Annotated in this window: 10 protein-coding genes and 1 tRNA gene; 5 read left to right on the top strand and 6 right to left on the bottom strand. The window is 61.4% G+C overall.

Annotated features, from left to right (window positions below; genetic code table 11):
• Positions 1-41: 41 nt before the first annotated feature.
• The gene (locus CLV65_RS06670; protein ID WP_094690419.1) at positions 42-632 is read left to right on the top strand and encodes an IS607 family transposase; all 591 of its coding nucleotides are present in this window, start codon (positions 42-44) and stop codon (positions 630-632) included.
• On the top strand, positions 619-1,917 hold the full coding sequence (gene tnpB, locus CLV65_RS06665; RefSeq protein WP_094690420.1) for an IS607 family element RNA-guided endonuclease TnpB: 1,299 nt from the start codon (positions 619-621) through the stop codon (positions 1,915-1,917). Before CLV65_RS06670 ends, tnpB begins: the two co-directional genes overlap by 14 nt.
• 460 nt (positions 1,918-2,377) lie before the next feature.
• Here tnpB and CLV65_RS06660 read toward each other — a convergent pair.
• The 3 genes from CLV65_RS06660 to CLV65_RS06650 all read right to left on the bottom strand — a co-directional run bounded on the left by CLV65_RS06660 (position 2,378) and on the right by CLV65_RS06650 (position 6,637).
• Positions 2,378-2,451, bottom strand: a tRNA-Thr gene (locus tag CLV65_RS06660).
• Between the two features lie 123 nt (positions 2,452-2,574).
• Positions 2,575-3,780: a DsbA family protein gene (locus tag CLV65_RS06655; RefSeq protein ID WP_094690421.1), complete on the bottom strand. Its 1,206-nt coding sequence runs from the start codon at positions 3,778-3,780 to the stop codon at positions 2,575-2,577.
• Between the two features lie 178 nt (positions 3,781-3,958).
• Complete coding sequence (locus CLV65_RS06650) at positions 3,959-6,637, bottom strand: serine/threonine-protein kinase (protein ID WP_094690422.1); 2,679 nt, start codon at positions 6,635-6,637, stop codon at positions 3,959-3,961.
• Between the two features lie 434 nt (positions 6,638-7,071).
• On the opposite strand from CLV65_RS06650, the gene CLV65_RS06645 reads away from it, so the two are divergent.
• Together CLV65_RS06645 and CLV65_RS06640 are read left to right on the top strand one after the other, a co-directional pair.
• Positions 7,072-8,202 (top strand): ABC transporter ATP-binding protein, encoded by a 1,131-nt coding sequence (locus tag CLV65_RS06645; protein WP_094690423.1) that lies wholly within the window; start codon positions 7,072-7,074, stop codon positions 8,200-8,202.
• A gap of 215 nt (positions 8,203-8,417) precedes the next feature.
• Complete coding sequence (locus tag CLV65_RS06640) at positions 8,418-9,929, top strand: DUF4032 domain-containing protein (protein WP_094690424.1); 1,512 nt, start codon at positions 8,418-8,420, stop codon at positions 9,927-9,929.
• 228 nt (positions 9,930-10,157) lie between these two features.
• Here CLV65_RS06640 and rlmB read toward each other — a convergent pair whose 3' ends face one another.
• Positions 10,158-11,144 carry a 23S rRNA (guanosine(2251)-2'-O)-methyltransferase RlmB gene (gene rlmB / locus CLV65_RS06635; protein WP_094690483.1) on the bottom strand — a complete coding sequence of 329 codons (987 nt, stop codon included), beginning with the start codon at positions 11,142-11,144 and terminating at the stop codon, positions 10,158-10,160.
• Between the two features lie 336 nt (positions 11,145-11,480).
• Between rlmB and CLV65_RS06630 the strand changes: the two genes are divergently transcribed.
• On the top strand, positions 11,481-14,432 hold the full coding sequence (locus tag CLV65_RS06630; RefSeq protein ID WP_094690484.1) for a cation-translocating P-type ATPase: 2,952 nt from the start codon (positions 11,481-11,483) through the stop codon (positions 14,430-14,432).
• 199 nt (positions 14,433-14,631) lie between these two features.
• On the opposite strand, the gene dcd is transcribed toward CLV65_RS06630, so the two are convergent.
• Both dcd and CLV65_RS08930 read right to left on the bottom strand, forming a co-directional pair.
• Positions 14,632-15,213 carry a dCTP deaminase gene (gene dcd, locus CLV65_RS06625; protein WP_094690425.1) on the bottom strand — a complete coding sequence of 194 codons (582 nt, stop codon included), beginning with the start codon at positions 15,211-15,213 and terminating at the stop codon, positions 14,632-14,634.
• 57 nt (positions 15,214-15,270) lie between these two features.
• Entirely contained in the window at positions 15,271-17,196 is a 1,926-nt protein-coding gene (locus tag CLV65_RS08930; protein ID WP_425319300.1) for a cation:proton antiporter, read from the bottom strand.
• Positions 17,197-17,454: the final 258 nt, after the last annotated feature.

Raw genomic sequence — 17,454 nt, 5'->3', positions numbered from 1 at the left:
GAGTGGTATATTCTTGCTTATCGTATGTTATCATTGTTGGCATGCAGGTTCGTGAATGGGCGGAACGGGAACATCTCAGCCCGTATACCGTGTGGAAGTGGTGCCGGGAGGGCAGGATGCCCGTTCCGGTGGAGCATACGCCCACGGGCATGTGGCTCATCCACGACCCCAAGTATGAGGCCACCCTCACGCCCACGGCCGTGGGGCGCACCGTATGCTACGCGCGGGTCAGTTCCAGCGACCAGAAAGCCGACCTGCAACGGCAGGCGGACCGGCTCAAGGCGTTCGCCATCAACCTTGGCGTCAAAGACGCGCAAGTGGTCACGGAAATCGGTTCCGGCATGAACGACAGGCGGCGCAAGCTCAACCGCCTGCTCAAGGATCCGACCGTCACCACGCTCATCGTCGAACACAGGGACAGGCTCGCCCGCATGGACGCGGGCCTTATCGAAAGCGCGTTGGAAGCGCAGGGACGCCGGATCATCGTGGTGGACGACACCGAACTCGACGACGACCTCATGCGCGACATGACCGAGGCGCTGGCCTCGTTCTGCGCCCGCCTGTACGGGCGCCGCTCGGCCAGGCATCGCGCGGAAAAAGCGTTGGAGGCGATGCGCGATGACGGCGTATGAGGCCGTCAAGGTCAGGCTCGACCCCACGCCCCGGCAGGAGAGGATGCTCGCAAGCCATGCGGGGGCCGCCCGATTCGCCTACAACCTCATGCTCTCCCACGTCCGCCGGCAGCTGTCCCTCGGGGAACGCCCGGACTGGACGATGTACGCGATGCGCCGCTGGTGGAACGAGTGGAAGGACGGGATCGCCCCATGGTGGCGTCAGAACAGCAAGGAGGCGTACAACAGCGCGTTCGAGTGGCTCTCCCAAGCGTTGAAGAACTGGTCGGACAGCCGCAAGGGCCGGCGTCGTGGGCGCCGGGTGGGCTGGCCGCGATACAAGTCGAAACGAACGAGCGTCCCCCGGTTCGCGTACACGACCGGGAGTTTCGGGCTCGTCGACGGCGACCCGAAAGCCCTGCGCCTGCCGCGCATCGGGCGCGTCCACTGCATGGAGAACGCCGCAAGGCTCGTACGCGGCAGGCGCATCGTGCGCATGACGGTCAGCCGCCGGGCCGGCGCATGGCACGCGGCGCTCACCGTCGAACGACAGCCCGGCACCCATCCCACGGCGAAGGCGCGCCGCCGCGACTATCCGGTGGGCGTGGACCTGGGCGTCAAGACCCTCGCCACCCTGTCGGACGGCACCGTGTTCCCCAACCCGCACGCCTACGCGCGCAGCCAACGCAAGCTCCGTCGCGCGCAACAGACATTGAGCCGCCGCGACAGGGACGCGAACCACGGGCGCGGGTCGAACCGGCGGCGCAAAGCATTGGACCGCGTGCGACGCATCCACGCGCGTATCGCCGCGCAACGCGCCGACCGTGTCGGCAAGCTCACCGCATGGCTTGCGGCCACCTATCCGTCCATCAGCATCGAGGACCTCAATGTGCAAGGCATGACGCATAATCACAGGCTTGCCAAGCACGTGCTCGACGCGGGTTTCGCCGAGTTCCGCCGCCAACTCGAATACAAGACCGCACGCACCGGCGCGAGACTGCATGTCATCGACCGGTGGCATCCAAGCAGCAAGACATGCCACCGCTGCGGGACGGTGAAAGCCAAACTGCCCCTGAGCGAACGCGTCTACCATTGCGACAAGTGCGGCCTGACCATGGACCGCGACCTGAACGCGGCCATCAATATCATGGTCGCTGGGAGTGCCCCGGAGACCCTAAACGCGCGTGGAGGGGACGCAAGACGACCCGGCTCGTCCGAGGCTACGCAGACCCCTGTGAAACGTGAACCAAGCGGGCGTGCGAACGCCGTGAGACTTGGAGCTGTCCCGGGCAACCGGGGCATGTAAGCACGGGTTAACAATAACCCACATGCTTACAACGGCACATTAGGAAGGAAAGCGAAGGGGAAAAGAAAAAAGGGGCCGGACGAAGAAGGGGATGTGCCCGGCCCCAGGCAAACGGAAATATTGGGGGTGGATCCGTTTGCCAACCGGCATCAGTGTGTTGGGGTGTAATCTGAGCCGGTGCTTACTCGAGGGTAAATCTAATGTTTGTGCCTGAGTTCATGATTCATCAATCGTGGCACCCAAGCGTTGGTTGAACCCAACAACTCAACCGCTATAAATGGTACGTCCCCCCCCCCCTTAAACGCCTTTTTATTGCGTTCGGCGTGTCTAATAGTTGACCGAGGAAACTAATTCATGCGGGACAAGTCTGAGATGGCGCGGGAATATAGCACAGGAATATGGCTCAGGGAGCATGACGCAGTGAATATAACGCCGGGAATAATGCAATAAATCAAAAAAGAGCCTCCTGTCAGGTTCGAACTGACGACCTGCCGCTTACAAGGCGGCCGCTCTGGCCAACTGAGCTAAGGAGGCGTTGATGCCAACCCAACCAGCATACCGCACCCACAGGAAAGCCGAGTCTCGAACGTTCGGCATCCGCGGGTGCGCGGCTGGTGGTTGGCTGTGTTTTGTTGCGGGTGTTCTGCTACGCCGCCGTCACTTGCTGCTGGATGTGGCAGATGCCGAATCCGTAGAGCCGGACGATGCGGAACTGGAGGAATCGGCGCTTGATGAAGCGGAAGCGGAGGAGTCATCGGAGCTGCTTGACAGGTAATCGCATCCAATGAGCGGCACACCGGTGGAGCCGATGGACGGCATCGTGCTCGTGCCCACGGCGTTGCTGTCGAGGCCAATGGCCTTGAGAATCAGCGTGTTATAATCGCTGCTCGTCAGCTCGGCGAGATTCCAGAAATAACCGTTGATGATGATCGTCGGGGTGGTCATGCTGCCCTTGCTGGAACCAGAGACGTTGTGGGTGATCTCACGCTGCGGCGTGTAGGTGCGCAACGCCTCGATCCACTCGATGTATTCGCCGTTCGTGCATTGGGATGCCACGTCATCGGCAACACCGGCGTCCTTGGCCACTTTCTGGATGGCTGCGTCGGAGACCGACTGGTAATTCTCGCCTTCGCTCGGCTGGAAGTTCTCGTCGTACAGTCCCATCACGAAGTCAATCACATGCTCGGGGTCGTTTTCAGCCACATAGGCGATGGCAGCCGCGGCGCGAGTGGAGTACTTATCGGTCGAAAGCTGATCAAGGAAGCCGTTCGGATGCAGCTCCCAATTGATCTGGCCGGCCTCCATCATGGACTTGAGTTCGGAATCCATCTTGCGATGCAACGTGCCGCATCCCGGGCACATGGCGTCGAAGTAATCCTCGATGGTGGGGGCGCCGTCGATCTTCGTATAGTCGTAGTTCTTGGTGATGATGAAGCCGCCTTCCGCAGTGGCGTGCGAAGGCTTGTCTTTCACATTCTGCAGGGCTTCGTACGCGGCGGATTCGGAGGCGGAAGCCTGCGCAGCGTCATTCTTGCTGCTGTGATGTTCGGCGACGACGATCACTGCCACGACGGCGATGACCAGCACGGCAGCCACGATGATGCCAATGATCGTCTGGCGCTTGCGGTCGCGCGCCTCTTGCTCGGCGCGCAGCTTTGCCAGCTTGGCTTCGCGTGCCCGGCGTTCGGCGCGCAGTTCTTTGGCGGTTTTTGTGGATTTTGCAGATTTCGTGGAGCGGGATGCTGCGGAAGCCTTGCGCTGTGCGGACGTGGGGCGCTGCGAAGCTGTATCAGAATCTGTGCCTGCCGTCTGCTGGTTCTGCTGTGGATTCTGCTTCGAATTGGAGGAACCCTTGGTCGTCATATCACTGTCCTTCGGTTTGCCTGTGTTGCCAAAGCTTGTCAATACGGGTCGAAATGCGCGGCGCCATTGTGTGAAGCGAATGCACGAGAAGGGTGCACGGTGCCCGGACTGCCGCTTATGCGGTGCCGTGGGATGGCACCGGCATGACGAAATTCACTATAGTTCAGATTGCGATGATTCAGATTGCGATGACAAAAGGTGCCCATTCAATGGGAATGCCCGCGGCGGTGGCAATGGCAAGCAAGGCGGTGAACGCGGCCCACGCGATGAGGGCGATGCGGGACCGGTCGTGGGGATTCACTGTGCAAGGCCCCCGGTTGGCGCTGCCGGATTGCGCACGGTGGGCATTGCTGTCGCTGTCGGGGTTGGCAGGGGCGTTGGGGGATCCAAGTTTAGACGATTCAGAGGATTGGGATGAATCGGCGCGACGCGGCGAGGAGGCGTTGAATTGCCGTCCCACGCATGGCCAGCCCAGTCCAATGGAGAGAATCGGCGCAAAGTTGCGCAGGAACCGGACCAGTCGCATGCTGCCAAGTGCGGCTGACCATCCTGCGGCTGCCGCTGCCATGAGCTCCAGTCCATCCGTGGTGTTGGATTCGCCCAACGGCACGGGCAGTATGGCGGAATCCGGCAGCGCACCTGAAAACAGGTCGGCGAGGGAGATGCCGACGTCGCCGCCGGTGGATGCCGGCACGGGGCCGGACACGATGGTGCACACGGCGATAATGGCGAAATACACGATTTCAAACGCCAGACAGCCGATCAATCCCGTCGCCACCGCCTGCGCCAGATGCCATGGCGCGCCCAAAACCGACCATGCGGTGTCGGAGGGCATGCGCTTGCCCTCGTGCCGGGCTTCGCGCTGGAACGCTGCGCGCAATCCGAAACCCATGGCGAGGGCGACGATGAACAAGAGCGGCCCCGCCAGCGCGACGATGCCAGGGAACGAAGCCGCCAGCAACACAAGCGTGATGCCCATGAGGACCGCGGCTATGGTGGCGTGCTGTGAATAGCAGGTGGACCATGTGCTGATGTAATGCGCCGAATCGAAGGGGGTTTGCGCTTCCTGGGACTCGGAAGGCTGCCCGGCGGTGTCTGGGGCCTCTGCGGTCGCGGGGATTTGTGAGGATTCTTGGGATCCTTGCTCCTGCGGCTCGGTGGCGTTCTCTCCGTCGGATTGCGTGAGTTCAGCGTTCGGCATGTCCGGCGTGTGTCGCGGTGGTGCCGGCATGCCAGACGTGGGACCGATTGGCGGCATGGGGACGCCTGCGATGCCTGGCACGTCCGCCCCATCTGATGCGGCGATGCGCGCGGTCGAGCCTTTAGATGCGGCTGCCGCTGCAGAGGTCGCTCCGATTCCGCCTATGACGAGGGGCGTGAGCCTGCCAGCGGCAGAATCGGATTCAGCTGTCGCCGCGATACCGTCATGCATGGCGTCCGTCTGCTGCGGTGGCAAGGGAACCGTGGCGGCGGTGGGGGATGAGCGGCGCGAAGCTGCTGTTGTTCCTCGGGGGGTAGCGAAGCCTACAGCCGTGGGGCTGCCGTCGGCGTACGCACCCGCGTCGCCGTTGTTTGGGTTGCCGGAGCGATCAGCTGCGCTGGCTGGGGTTCCTTCGTCGGGGGAATTGTCGGGATAATCAGCGGAATAATCGTAATTTTCGAAATCGCCGTTGAGCAGGCTTTCGATTTGCTCCGCTTGCTCGGCATCGCGTTCCAAAGCGGCTTTCGCAGCGTCGCCGGTCGGCAGTTCGAGGGTGCCGGCGGCGTCGCGCCACGCCGCGCGCGCCCCACTAACGGCGGAAGAGCTTATGCCAAAAGGGGGCATCGCCTCCGTATGCGACGCCTCGGAGGGGTCGTCGCTTACAGGAAGCGAGGAAGCCGTGCGGGAAGCGGCATCTGAAGCCTGTGAAACGGGGGTGCCGGGCGCGGCGGAATGGGATGAGGGGCCCTTGGATTTCGGGTGCTTGGCAGGGAAGGCGGGAAGCTGTGTGGATGACGCCACATGCGCCTGCGATTGCAACGCGTCTGCGGTGATCGCCTGGAGCAGCTCTTGGGCGCTGCACCGACGCATGCGATCGGGATCCAGCGCGGAGCGCATTGCCTCTTGGGTGCGGGGCAGCAGGCCGGCAAGGTTGGCGTGGCCGGACGCTTCGCGTTCCAGCACAGTCATCAACGGCTTGGTGCCGAACACGGCCTGACCGGTGCCTGCAAAGCCCAGCACGGCGGCGAGACTCCACCAATCGGTGGCTTCATCCGCCTCGGCGCCATCGATGATTTCCGGGGCGATGAATCCGGGCGTGCCCATGACCAGACCAGTGCGCGTTACATGCGTTTCGCCTTCGCCCATCGCGATGCCGAAATCCACCAGCACCGGACCGGAATCCGAAATCATGACGTTCGTCGGCTTGATATCGCGGTGGATGATTCCCGCCGCATGCACCGCATCCACCGCGTCGATGAGGCGCTTGGCGAGATGCATGAGGTCCACCGGCTCGTAGCGGCCGTTGCGCTCCACATCGTCGAACAGGTTGGAGCCTGGGATGAGTTCGGTCACGATGAACGCCAAAGAGTCGTCCAGCTCCATGTCCACTATGTGGCACACGCCGGGGTGGTCGACACGGCGCAATGCCGTGCCTTCGCGGCGCAGGCGCTCGCGGGCGAGCTGTTGCTCGCGCTCCGCCTCGGGGCTGTTGGCATCCATAAGGGAGTCGCGCAGGATTTTCATGGCGAATTCATTGCCGCCGCCATCTTGCACGCGCCACACCGACCCCATGGCTCCGCTGCCTAAGGGGGCAATGAGCAAATAGCCGCCCACAATCTGGCCGGGCTGCAGATTTAGTGCGGAAATCTCTGGCATTGCTCCGTTCTCTTTCACTGCTCAGGTTCGCCGTGTGCGGGGCCGATGTCGTGCGGTGCAGACACCGTCGTCGCTGTCGGCATTCCTGCCGGCGGCGTTCCTGATTCCTGTGTTGCGAATTGGTGTTGTGACTCCATTATTGTTGCGTTTTTCGATTCCGCGGCGCATGTCGTGTTTTTCCTGTGGTTTTCGCGAATGATTGTTCGGCAAGATGCGGCGAATTGTGAAGATACTGCGAAAGTTCCTGAGGTGTTCACTCATGCGACCCGCCGAAGGATGAGGGTGTGTGTATACTGACTTCAGGCTCAACGGAGAGTACATCTCACGGAACCTCCGGAACAGAGTTCCACTGCTGGAACAAAGTACCGGATAAACAAAACAGCAACCTTCCACTCGGATCGTTCGGCACGTACCTGCCGATGAAAGGAAACATAATGGCATCCAGGGTCGTATTTGATCACGTCACCCGCATCTACCCGGGCAATGACAAGCCGTCTGTCGACGACTTGAACCTCACCATCGAACCCGGTGAATTCCTCGTTCTCGTTGGTCCTTCTGGCTGCGGCAAGTCCACGACGCTGCGCATGCTCGCCGGCCTGGAAGAAGTCAACAAGGGTCACATCTACATCGACGACAAAGACGTCACCAACGTGCAGGCCAAGGACCGCGACATCGCAATGGTGTTCCAGAACTACGCTCTGTACCCGCACATGACCGTTCGCGACAACATGGGCTTCGCCCTGAAGATCGCCGGCGTCGACAAGGCCACCATCAACAAGCGCGTTGAAGAAGCCGCCAAGATCCTCGACCTCACCGAGTTCCTCGAGCGCAAGCCGAAGGCTCTGTCCGGTGGTCAGCGTCAGCGTGTCGCCATGGGCCGCGCAATCGTGCGTAACCCGAAGGTCTTCCTCATGGATGAGCCGCTGTCGAACCTCGACGCAAAGCTCCGTGTGCAGACCCGTACGCAGATCGCAGCCCTCCAGCGCAAGCTCCAGGTCACGACCCTGTACGTCACGCACGATCAGACCGAGGCTCTGACGATGGGCGACCGCATCGCCGTCATCAAGCTCGGCGTGCTCCAGCAGGTCGGCGCTCCGACCGAGCTGTACGATCGCCCGGAGAACGTGTTCGTCGCTGGCTTCATCGGCTCCCCGTCGATGAATATCAGCACGCACCCGGTCGTCAATGGCATGGCAATGGTCGGCGACGACGCAATCACGCTGCCCCCGCAGGCTGTCGACAAGCTCACCGCTGAGGACGGCGGCAAGATCATCCTGGGCTTCCGCCCCGAGGATGCTCGCCTCGTCGGCCCGGAAGTGGCTGAGGCCTTCCAGCTCAAGGTCCTGAACGTTGAGGATCTGGGCTCCGACGGCTACGTGTATGGCAACATCATCACCGACGGCTCCGCTGCTGAGTCCACGACGATGATGTCTGACCAGAACAAGATGACGACCATCCGCGTCAACCCGCGCCAGCTGCCTATGCCTGGCGATGTGGTGCGCGTGCAGGTCGACCCGGCGAAGATGCACCTCTTCGCTCCGTCCACCGAGCGTCGCCTCAACTAGTAGGCCTTCGTTAGCGGGATTCCGCTAGTGTGCCGGGTCGGTCGTTTTGCGGCCGGCCCGGTTTTGTATCCGCTGTAGTTTCGCACGCAACCTTGGGTCTCTGTGCCGCTGCATTGCCAGTGCATGAACGCAGCCGCCATGCCGTCATGACGGCACGCAACGCGCCGCGACCCTCATACGCGCGTGCCGACCAAGGAATGATTTATCGTAAAGACATGGATATGACACCGATCGATCCGCGAATCGTCAATGCAACCTCCGTTAAAGCCTCAAACAGCGAAGATGCGGAGACGAACGATTCCGAACCCAAGTCTTTGACTATTACTTCGGCTAGTTCCGACCCCAAAATGTTCACGCTGCCGTGGGACCTTCCGCTTGCCGAATGGCCGGATGACCTGCTCGTCAACCTGCCGCGAGGCATCTCCCGCCACGTTGTGCGTTTCGTGCGTGTGGGATCGCATATCTACGCAATGAAGGAGATCACACGCCCCATTGCGGAGAGGGAATACGAGACGCTGCGCCAGCTTGAGAAAATCGATGTGCCGGCGGTCAAGCCGATAGCCGTCGTTACCGGACGACACAGCAAGAACGGCGAGGAACTCGAAGCCATGCTCGTCACCGAGCACTTGAAGTTTTCGCTGCCGTACCGTGCTCTGTTCGCCCGCAATCTGCGCGATGACACCGCACAGCGCCTCATCGACGCCCTTGCCGTGTTGCTGGTGCGATTGCACCTGATTGGCTTCTATTGGGGCGACGTGTCGCTGTCGAACGTTCTGTTCCTGCGCGATGCCGATGAATTCGCGGCATTCCTCGTCGATGCCGAAACCGGCGAGCTGTATCCCAAGCTCACGGATGGCCAGCGTGAATATGACATCGATCTGGCTCGTACGAACATCATCGGTGAACTGATGGATTTGAACTCCGGCAACCTGCTGCCTTCCGGCGTGGATGAAGTGGAGGTCGGCAACCGCCTGGTGAACCGCTACCATTCGCTGTGGAGCGCGCTCACGGATGTCGAGACGTTCAAGCCCGATGAGATGTGGAAGATCGAGAAGCGCGTCAACAAGCTCAATGAGCTGGGCTTTGACGTGGATGAGCTTGAGATGACCACCACGGAGGACGGCAGCCGCGTGAACGTGCATCCGCGCGTTGTGGACGCCGGCTACGCATCGCGCAAGCTGCTGCGACTCACCGGCCTCGATGTGCAAGAGAACCAGGCTCGGCGTTTGCTCAACGATATCGAGGCGTATCGCATGAGCACGTGGAGGCAGAACGAGGATGCCGAAATCGTGGCGACGGATTGGATGCGCGAAGTGTTCGAGCCAACCGTGCGCATGATTCCCCCGGAGTACCGTTCGCAAATCGAACCGGCTCAGTTCTTCCACGAAGTCCTCACGCACCGGTGGTATTTGGGTGAGAAGATGGGGCACGATGTGCCGATGGCGACCGCTACGCAAAGCTACATCGACCAGTATCTCAAGGATTACCGCATTGATACGCAGGTGATGCGCGCCATCAACATGGATGCCGACGCCGGTGTGGTGGATGACACCGCGACATACGGCGATAATTCATCCATCACCGGTGGCGTTGACGGCGACTGTACCAACGGCAAGGGTCGCGTGGTGGTTGGTGTTGCCAATGCTGCGCAGCCCGATGACGATTCCGATGAGGATGATCAGGATGCTAGCGTCTGGTCCCAGGACGTGAGCGGCAAGCAGGACTGAGCTGAAGCCGCGCGCCCCACGCCGCCGCGAATGGAACGGGGTGCGCTTTGCGGCTTTGCGGTGCAGAGTTCTGTGAACGTTCCTGCAACAATGTCCATAAAAAGAAGGGCGCAACCAGTAGCGATTCGCACGTCGGTTGCGCCCCTCTTACATGTCTGAGGTTGTATGTCTGAGGTCATGCTTGGCCTTCTATGACTGCTGCTTGCGCTGGCCCCTACTCGCGTTGCCTTACTCGGCGGAATGGATGCGCGCGGAGTACACGCTGCTCAAGGCAATGCCGGCCGCCACGGAGGCGTTGAGCGACTCAACCATCGAGCTCATCGGAATGCCGGCGATCACATCGCAGGATTCGCGCACCAGACGGCTGATTCCCTTGCCTTCGGAGCCGAGCACCACGATGAGCGGATCGGTTTCGAAGCCAGTGCGGCCCACTTCTGCGGTGCCGCCGCCATCGAGTCCGACAGCATAGTAGCCGCGCTCGCGCAGGCTCTCGATGGCCTTCGTGAGGTTCACGACCTTGGCGACCGGCATGTGCGCGGCAGCGCCTGCGGACACCTTCCATGCAGCGGCGTTCACGGAAGCGCTGCGACGTTCGGGCAAAATCACGCCATTGGCGCCGAAAGCGGCGGCGGAACGAATCACTGCGCCCAGATTCTGCGGGTCTGTCACGCCATCAAGCGCGATGAACAGCGGCTTGGCGAGGTTGCGTGCCTGCGTCGAGGCGTTTTCCAGGGCCTTTGCTTTGGCTTCGGCGCGATCGGCGAGCTGCTGCAGAGACGAATATTCGAACGGCAGCGTGCGCAGCACGATGCCCTGGTGGTTCGACGAGTGGGCGATGCGGTCCATCTCCAGACGGTCCGCTTCGAGCAGGTGCAGGGATTGCGCGCCTGCCAGCTTGATGATCTCGCGCGTGCGATCGTCGTGTTCGATGCGCGTGGCGATGTAGAGTTCCTTTGACGGTACGCCTACGCGCAGCGCTTCGAGCACCGCGTTGCGGCCGATCACCAAGTCGCTGGTGTCATTGCTGGAGAATCGTGCGGCGCGGCGCTTCGCAGCCAGCCGTGGGTCTGCGGCGCGGCGCTTGTCTGCTGCAATTTTGGCGCGGTGCGCCTTGTGATATACGCGGTCCTCGGCCTTGGGCGTCGGGCCCTTGCCGCGAAGTGCATTGCGGTGCTTGCCGCCGGATCCTTTGGTTGGTCCTTTTTTCTGTGCCATGCGCACCATTTTACATAGTGCGCCGTCACCGGCATCGGCGCGGCGAGGCATGACAAAATGGCCGGGCAAGACGGGGCAAAGCGGGGCAAGATGGCCGTGCAAGACGGGGGAGGGAAGGCGCGTTGGGCAATGTATCGTGCGATCTGAGGGCCTTCCCTGGTGCGTCTTCGGCGTGGTATTCTTCAAATCCCCACATCGTTTTGCTACGATAAACACGGAAAGAACACGTTGATATCCGCGCAGCGCTGTGCATATGCAGCAGCGTTGACTACTCCGCGGCGAACCCAAGGAGTTGTCATGACTGATGTTGACACCCTATCTGGCACAAATTCCCGCATGAAAGACCATGCAGCCGACGACGCGAAGCATCCGGGGAATGGTCCCCTTGATGTTGATCCGTCTGTCACAGGCATCGATGACGTCGCCAAGGCGTTGAATGTCAATCCTGATACTGGCCTGTCAAGCGCCGAAGCAGCGCGCAGGCTTGAAGAATTCGGCCCCAACAGGCTCAAGTCCAAGCCGCCGGTCCCCAAGTGGAAGAAATTCCTTCTGCAATTCAAAGACCCGCTGGTCTACCTGCTTCTTGCGGCGACCGCCATTTCGCTCGTCGCATGGTTCGTGGAAAGAGCCACGAATCCTGCCGAAGCGGAGGCCGCACCCTTCGATTGCATCGTCATCGTCGTGATTTTGCTGCTCAACGCCATCCTGGGGTATGTGCAAGAAAACAAAGCGCAGGCCGCGGTGGCGGAATTGTCGAAGCTGACAGCGCCACATTCGATGGTGTTACGCGACGGCAAAGTCGTTGAAGTGGCGACGGAGAACGTGGTGCCTGGCGATGTGCTCGTCATCGGCGAAGGCGACACAATAGCCGCCGATGCCCGCCTGACCGCAGCCGCGAGCCTACGACTGGGCGAAGCGTCGTTGACGGGTGAATCGGTGCCGGTTGCTAAGCAGACGGTGGCGCTTGACGGCGTCAAATCCCTTGGCGACCGCACGAACATGGTGTTCAACGGCACGTCGGTGACGCAAGGCACCGGACGCGCCATCGTCACCAGCACCGGCATGGCCACGCAAATGGGCAAGATCGCCGACATGCTCGACGACACGAAGCAAGAGAAAACGCCGCTTGAAAAAGAGATGGACGGTGTTTCAAAGATGCTGGGCGTCGCGGTGTGCATCATCGCCGTCGTTGTCATCGCCACGCTTGCCATCACCGAAGGTTTCACAACCGCTCAGGATGCCATCGACTCCCTGCTTCTCGCCGTGTCTCTTGCCGTCGCCGCCGTCCCCGAAGGGCTTGCAGCCATCCTCACCGTTGTGCTTGCTCTCGGCGTGCAGCGCATGGCCAAGCACAATGCCATCGTCAAACGCCTCAGCTCCGTTGAAACACTGGGGTCGGCATCCGTTATTTGCTCTGACAAAACCGGCACGCTGACCCGCAACGAGATGACTGTTGAAACCGTTGTCACATCCACCGGTCATGTGAATCTCACAGGCACGGGTTATGCGCCGACCGGCCAGGCATGGGGGCCGGATGGCTCGGAAGTGCGCCACGGCACCCCGGTCGAGAGCGAAACAATGCTCACTCTTGGCGTTGGCGCCATGGCCAACAATGGTGAGCTACGTGAGCATCGCGGCACCGATGGCACCTCGACGTGGGAGTGCATCGGCGACCCCACCGAAGTGTCGGTCATCGTCGCGGCGCGCAAAATGAACGCACTGCGCGCATGGCAGGGCTTTGAGCGCGTGGCCGAGATACCGTTCACATCCGAGCGCAAGAAGCAGACGGTGGTGCTCGCCGACAAGTCGGCATCGGGCAAGCTCACAGCAGTGGCGAAAGGCGCCCCCGACGTGTTGCTGGAACAGTGCACGCGTATCTACGACGGAGGGCAGATTCGCCCCATCGAAGACGCCGACCGTGAGCGCATCGCATCCAAGATCACGCGGCTGTCGTCTGACGCATACCGCACGCTGGGCATGGCATACAGGCCGCTGGAGGTCACGTCGCTCGCACAGGTGCCGGGCATCGCTCTCGATGCCGCGGGGCAGGTGCAGGATGTGGCTGACCAAAGCGACGTCATCGAGCGTGATTTCATCTGGGCCGGCATGGTCGGCATCATCGACCCGCCGCGCACAGAAGTGCGCGATTCCGTGGCGCAGGCGCATCGCGCCAGTGTGCGCACGGTCATGATCACCGGCGATCATCCGCTCACCGCTGCCCGCATCGCCAGCGACCTGGGGATTGTGGACGCCGACCATCGTCGCGCTGTGACCGGCGATGAACTCGATGCAATGGATGACGCTGAATTTGATGCAACCACTCGCGACGTGTCGGTATACGCGCGTGTGGCACCTGAGCACAAGCTGCGCATCGTGAATTCACTCCAGCGTCAAGGCAACATCGTCGCCATGACCGGCGACGGCGTGAATGACGCGCCTGCAGTCAAGGCGGCGGACATCGGTGTCGCCATGGGCATCACCGGCACCGAGGTTACCAAGGAATCCGCGGCCATGATTTTGGCAGATGACAATTTCTCGACGATTGTCGCCGCCGTGCGCGAAGGACGCGTGATATTCGACAACATCCGCAAGTTCCTGCGCTATCTGCTGAGCTCGAACGTGGGCGAAGTGCTCACCGTGTTCTTCGGAGTGCTGCTCACCGGCGTTCTGGGATTTTCCGATCCCGGTAGCACAGGCGTGACCGTGCCGCTGCTTGCGGTCCAGCTTCTGTGGATTAACCTGCTCACTGATGCCGCCCCGGCGCTCGCGATGGGCGTGGATGGCGAAGTGGACGATGTCATGGCCCGCAAGCCGCGTCACATCACCGACCGTGTGATTAACGGCGCCATGTGGGCGGACATTGTGTTCATCGGCGTGGCGATGGCTGCTGTGACGCTCATCGGCATGGACATGGCGCTGCCCGGTGGATTGTTCTCCGACAGGCATGACTTGGGCGGATCGCATGACGAGCAGATTGTGCTCGCCCGCACGATGGGCTTCACGATTCTTGTGTTCGCGCAGCTGTTCAATGCGCTTGCCTCGCGGTCGGCAACTGCCTCGGCGTTCAAGGGATTGTTCAGCAATGGCTGGCTGTGGGCGGCAATCGCATTGTCCACGGCATTGCAGGCGGTTGTGGTGAATGTGCCGGCGCTCAACACAGCGTTCGGGACCACGCCTCTCACTGGCCGTCAGTGGCTGGAGTGCCTGGGGCTTGCGGCGTGCGTGCTGGTGGCGAGTGAGCTGTACAAGCTCGTGTTGCGCGCCGTGGCTGCCGCCAAAGGCAAGTGAGAACCGCCTGAAATAGGCAGGAAACGCATCGGCCGCGGTCTGCACTGAGTCGAATCAGTGCGTACCGCGGCCGAATCAATTGGGGGTATCGGAGCCGTTGCGATTGAGGTCCGTCGTGATTGCGGGCCGTTGCAATCGCTGCCGTCACAATCAGGGCCGTCGCGGGAATCGCTTCAGGAATTCCCGCGACGGTCAGTTATCAGTCCGAGACATCCGCCTGATAGAAGTTGATGTAGCTGCGCGAAGGCGTCGGTCCACGCTGCCCTTGGTAATGCGAGCCTGCCGCCTTTGAACCGTATGGGTTCTGCGCTTCGCTCGAGAGCTTGAAGAAGCAAATCTGGCCGATTTTCATGCCAGGCCACAGTTTGACCGGCAGCGGTGAGATGTTCGACAGCTCCAGCGTGATATGCCCCTCGAAACCGGGGTCGATGAAGCCGGCGGTGGAATGCGTCAGGATTCCCAAGCGTCCCAGCGAGCTCTTGCCTTCGAGGCGTGCTGCCAGCGTGGTGCCCAGCTTGACGTATTCCCAGGTGCTACCAAGCACGAATTCCCCGGGATGCAGAATCCACGGATCGCCCTTGGGCACTTCGAACATCTCGGTGAGATCCTCCTGATCTTCGGAAGGATCGACGTAGGTGTATTTGCGGTTGTTGAAAATGCGGAAGAATCGGTCGAGACGCACATCAATTGATGCCGGCTGAACCATCTTCGGGGTCCACGGGTCAAGCGAAAAATCACCGTTTTCTTGAGCGGCGAATATATCGCGATCGCTGAGCAGCATGGTTTTGCTCCCCTCTGAGCGTGCACTGGGCGTGCGCTAAGCGTGTACGTACTGTTGTCAGTCTACAGCGGGTGGGAAGAATTGGTCGCTTCGCGCGTTCTTCGTGGTGACGGATGGGTCGATGCCCAGTTCGCGCAGACGCTTGTTGCGTTCAGCGATGACCCTGCGGGCGAGCTCGAGACGGCGTTCGGTCATGCGGTGTCGTTGCTCAAGCATCCGGTGCTCGGTGGCGTGCGATTCGTCGCTGCGTGCGTATGCCGCCTCGGCGTTGGCGTGCGCGGCTTCGGTTGCGGCAGCTTGGCGCAGCGCTTCATCCCAGGCGCGCCATTTGCCGGCATTGACCGTGTGGATGATGATGTGCGTGCGGTGCGGCGAAGGTACGGGGATTTCTTCGGCAGCAGCCTCATCCGTGGTGTCTGTGGCGTTGCCGGCTGCTGTGCGTGCGGTATCGGTGGCGGTGCCGGCATCAGCTGTGGTGTCGGTGGAAGTGGTGGCGGTAGCAGTGGTGGCGGTAGCAGTGGTGGCGGAAGCGACGGCAGCGGTGGGAGCGGCGTTGTCTGCGGTTGCCGCAGTGGCAAAATCCTCCACATCGACAACGGAGCGGGCGGAAGCGGCATCTTCTTGCTCGGCAGCAGCGAAAACCTGCGGGCCGAACGGCACTGCAGCGCCTTCGGGTCCGGATTGCGCAGCCTGGCGTTCCACCATTTCCTCGTGGGCGAGCAGACGGGAGAAATCACGATGCTCGCGCACGATTCGTTCGAAATCGCGCGGATCATGGGAAATCTTCCGCAACGCCTTGAACGGATGGGTGTCAGCCACGCGGTAGGTGAGCGATCCCAAAAGCGGCATCAGGAACACCGTCACTGCGCCAGCCGCCACCAGCACGGACGCAGTGTTTTGCACCATCTGTCCTGAATTGACCGCGACATCGGTAACAGCCACGATGAGCGGTAGCGCGGTGGCGCAATACAGCGCGACGGTGATGCGATGATGCGTGGAGATGGAACGGGTCTGCGGGTCGATTGTGAGGGCACAAAACACCGGCACAGCGCGTACCAACAGCAGCATCACAATGAATCCGATGAGCAGCCCGGGAGCTGCCGCCACCGCCCGCAGGTCGATTTTCGTGCCGGAGACGACGAAGAAAATCGGAATGAAGAAACCGTATCCGATGGCGTGCAACTTGTATTCCAGCGCTTCGTTGCCTTCTGGAATGATGTAGCGCAGCACGAAGCCCGCGGCGAATGCGCCGAGCACGGCATCCAGATCAAACACGGCGGTGGCAGCCACAAGCGCCACAAGCAGCAGCGCGGTGGCGCGCACCAGCAGCTGGGAATTGCCAGCCGCTTTGCCTTCCATGAAACGGAACAACGCGGAACCAGCTTTACGCGCCTGCTTAGGAATGACAGCGAGCACGATGCACAGCAGCGCAAAACCGCCCAGCACCAACGCGGTCTGCCATTTTGCGCGCGTGGATAGCAGCAGCGCCATCGCAATGATTGGCAGCAGCTCGCCCCACGTGCCATACGCCAGGATCGCGTCACCCACTGTGGTGCCGGTGAGGTCGCGGTCGGCGAGGATGGGGATGAGCGTGCCAAGGGCCGTCGTGCACATGGCGATGGCGACGGGCATGGAATTGAGGTTATGGCTCGCGAATCCTGGGGCAAACAGCACAAGCGCGCATGCTATTGCGAATGTGACAATCCATGTGAGCATGCCGGAGCGCCCGACGTGGCCGCTGAGCGTCTTGGGGTTGATTTCATAGCCGGCAAGCAGAAACAGGAAGGCGAGGCCCAGCTGAGAAAGCATCTCGACGGAATCGAGGTTGAGGATGAGGCCGGCGCCATGCTGCCCGAGCAGTGCGCCGCCCAACAGAAGCAGCACGACCTCCGGCATGATGTTGCCGGGAATCAGCTTCGAAATAAGAGGTGCGACGGTGGCGACGAGCAGGATTATCGTGAGCGAGGTCAGCGCATGAGGCATGGTGCCTCCTTCCTTGTGCATCCCGTAAGGCGTTGCCGGTGCGCAGCGGCTGAGCGGCTGTGCGGTTACGCGGCTCAGCGGCTTCGTGGCTGCGCGGTGTGATGCATCGCCACCCATTGTATTTGCATGAGTGAGCAGTGTGCGGTTCCGCTGTGCGCTCGTGATCCGTGTGATTCGTAACTTTGTGCGTCATAATGGGGGGCATGCGTGATGCTCAAGGTGATGAAGCGGACGATGCCGTGAATAATTCCAGTGAAC

The organism is Pseudoscardovia suis (assembly GCF_002797875.1).
Classification (GTDB): Bacteria; Actinomycetota; Actinomycetes; order Actinomycetales; family Bifidobacteriaceae; genus Pseudoscardovia; species Pseudoscardovia suis.
Note: the sequence above shows the minus strand (reverse complement) of the source record. Positions and strands in the feature narration are given on the sequence as shown.

Bases quoted from the DNA above. Each gene is read 5' to 3' on its own strand.
- rlmB (WP_094690483.1), bottom strand. From the start codon at position 11,144: ATGGCACAGAAAAAAGGACCAACCAAAGGATCCGGCGGCAAGCACCGC.
- CLV65_RS06650 (WP_094690422.1), bottom strand. From the start codon at position 6,637: ATGCCAGAGATTTCCGCACTAAATCTGCAGCCCGGCCAGATTGTGGGC.
- CLV65_RS06670 (WP_094690419.1), top strand. From the start codon at position 42: ATGCAGGTTCGTGAATGGGCGGAACGGGAACATCTCAGCCCGTATACC.
- tnpB (WP_094690420.1), top strand. From the start codon at position 619: ATGACGGCGTATGAGGCCGTCAAGGTCAGGCTCGACCCCACGCCCCGG.
- CLV65_RS06645 (WP_094690423.1), top strand. From the start codon at position 7,072: ATGGCATCCAGGGTCGTATTTGATCACGTCACCCGCATCTACCCGGGC.
- CLV65_RS08930 (WP_425319300.1), bottom strand. From the start codon at position 17,196: ATGCCTCATGCGCTGACCTCGCTCACGATAATCCTGCTCGTCGCCACC.
- CLV65_RS06655 (WP_094690421.1), bottom strand. From the start codon at position 3,780: ATGACGACCAAGGGTTCCTCCAATTCGAAGCAGAATCCACAGCAGAAC.
- CLV65_RS06640 (WP_094690424.1), top strand. From the start codon at position 8,418: ATGGATATGACACCGATCGATCCGCGAATCGTCAATGCAACCTCCGTT.
- dcd (WP_094690425.1), bottom strand. From the start codon at position 15,213: ATGCTGCTCAGCGATCGCGATATATTCGCCGCTCAAGAAAACGGTGAT.
- CLV65_RS06630 (WP_094690484.1), top strand. From the start codon at position 11,481: ATGAAAGACCATGCAGCCGACGACGCGAAGCATCCGGGGAATGGTCCC.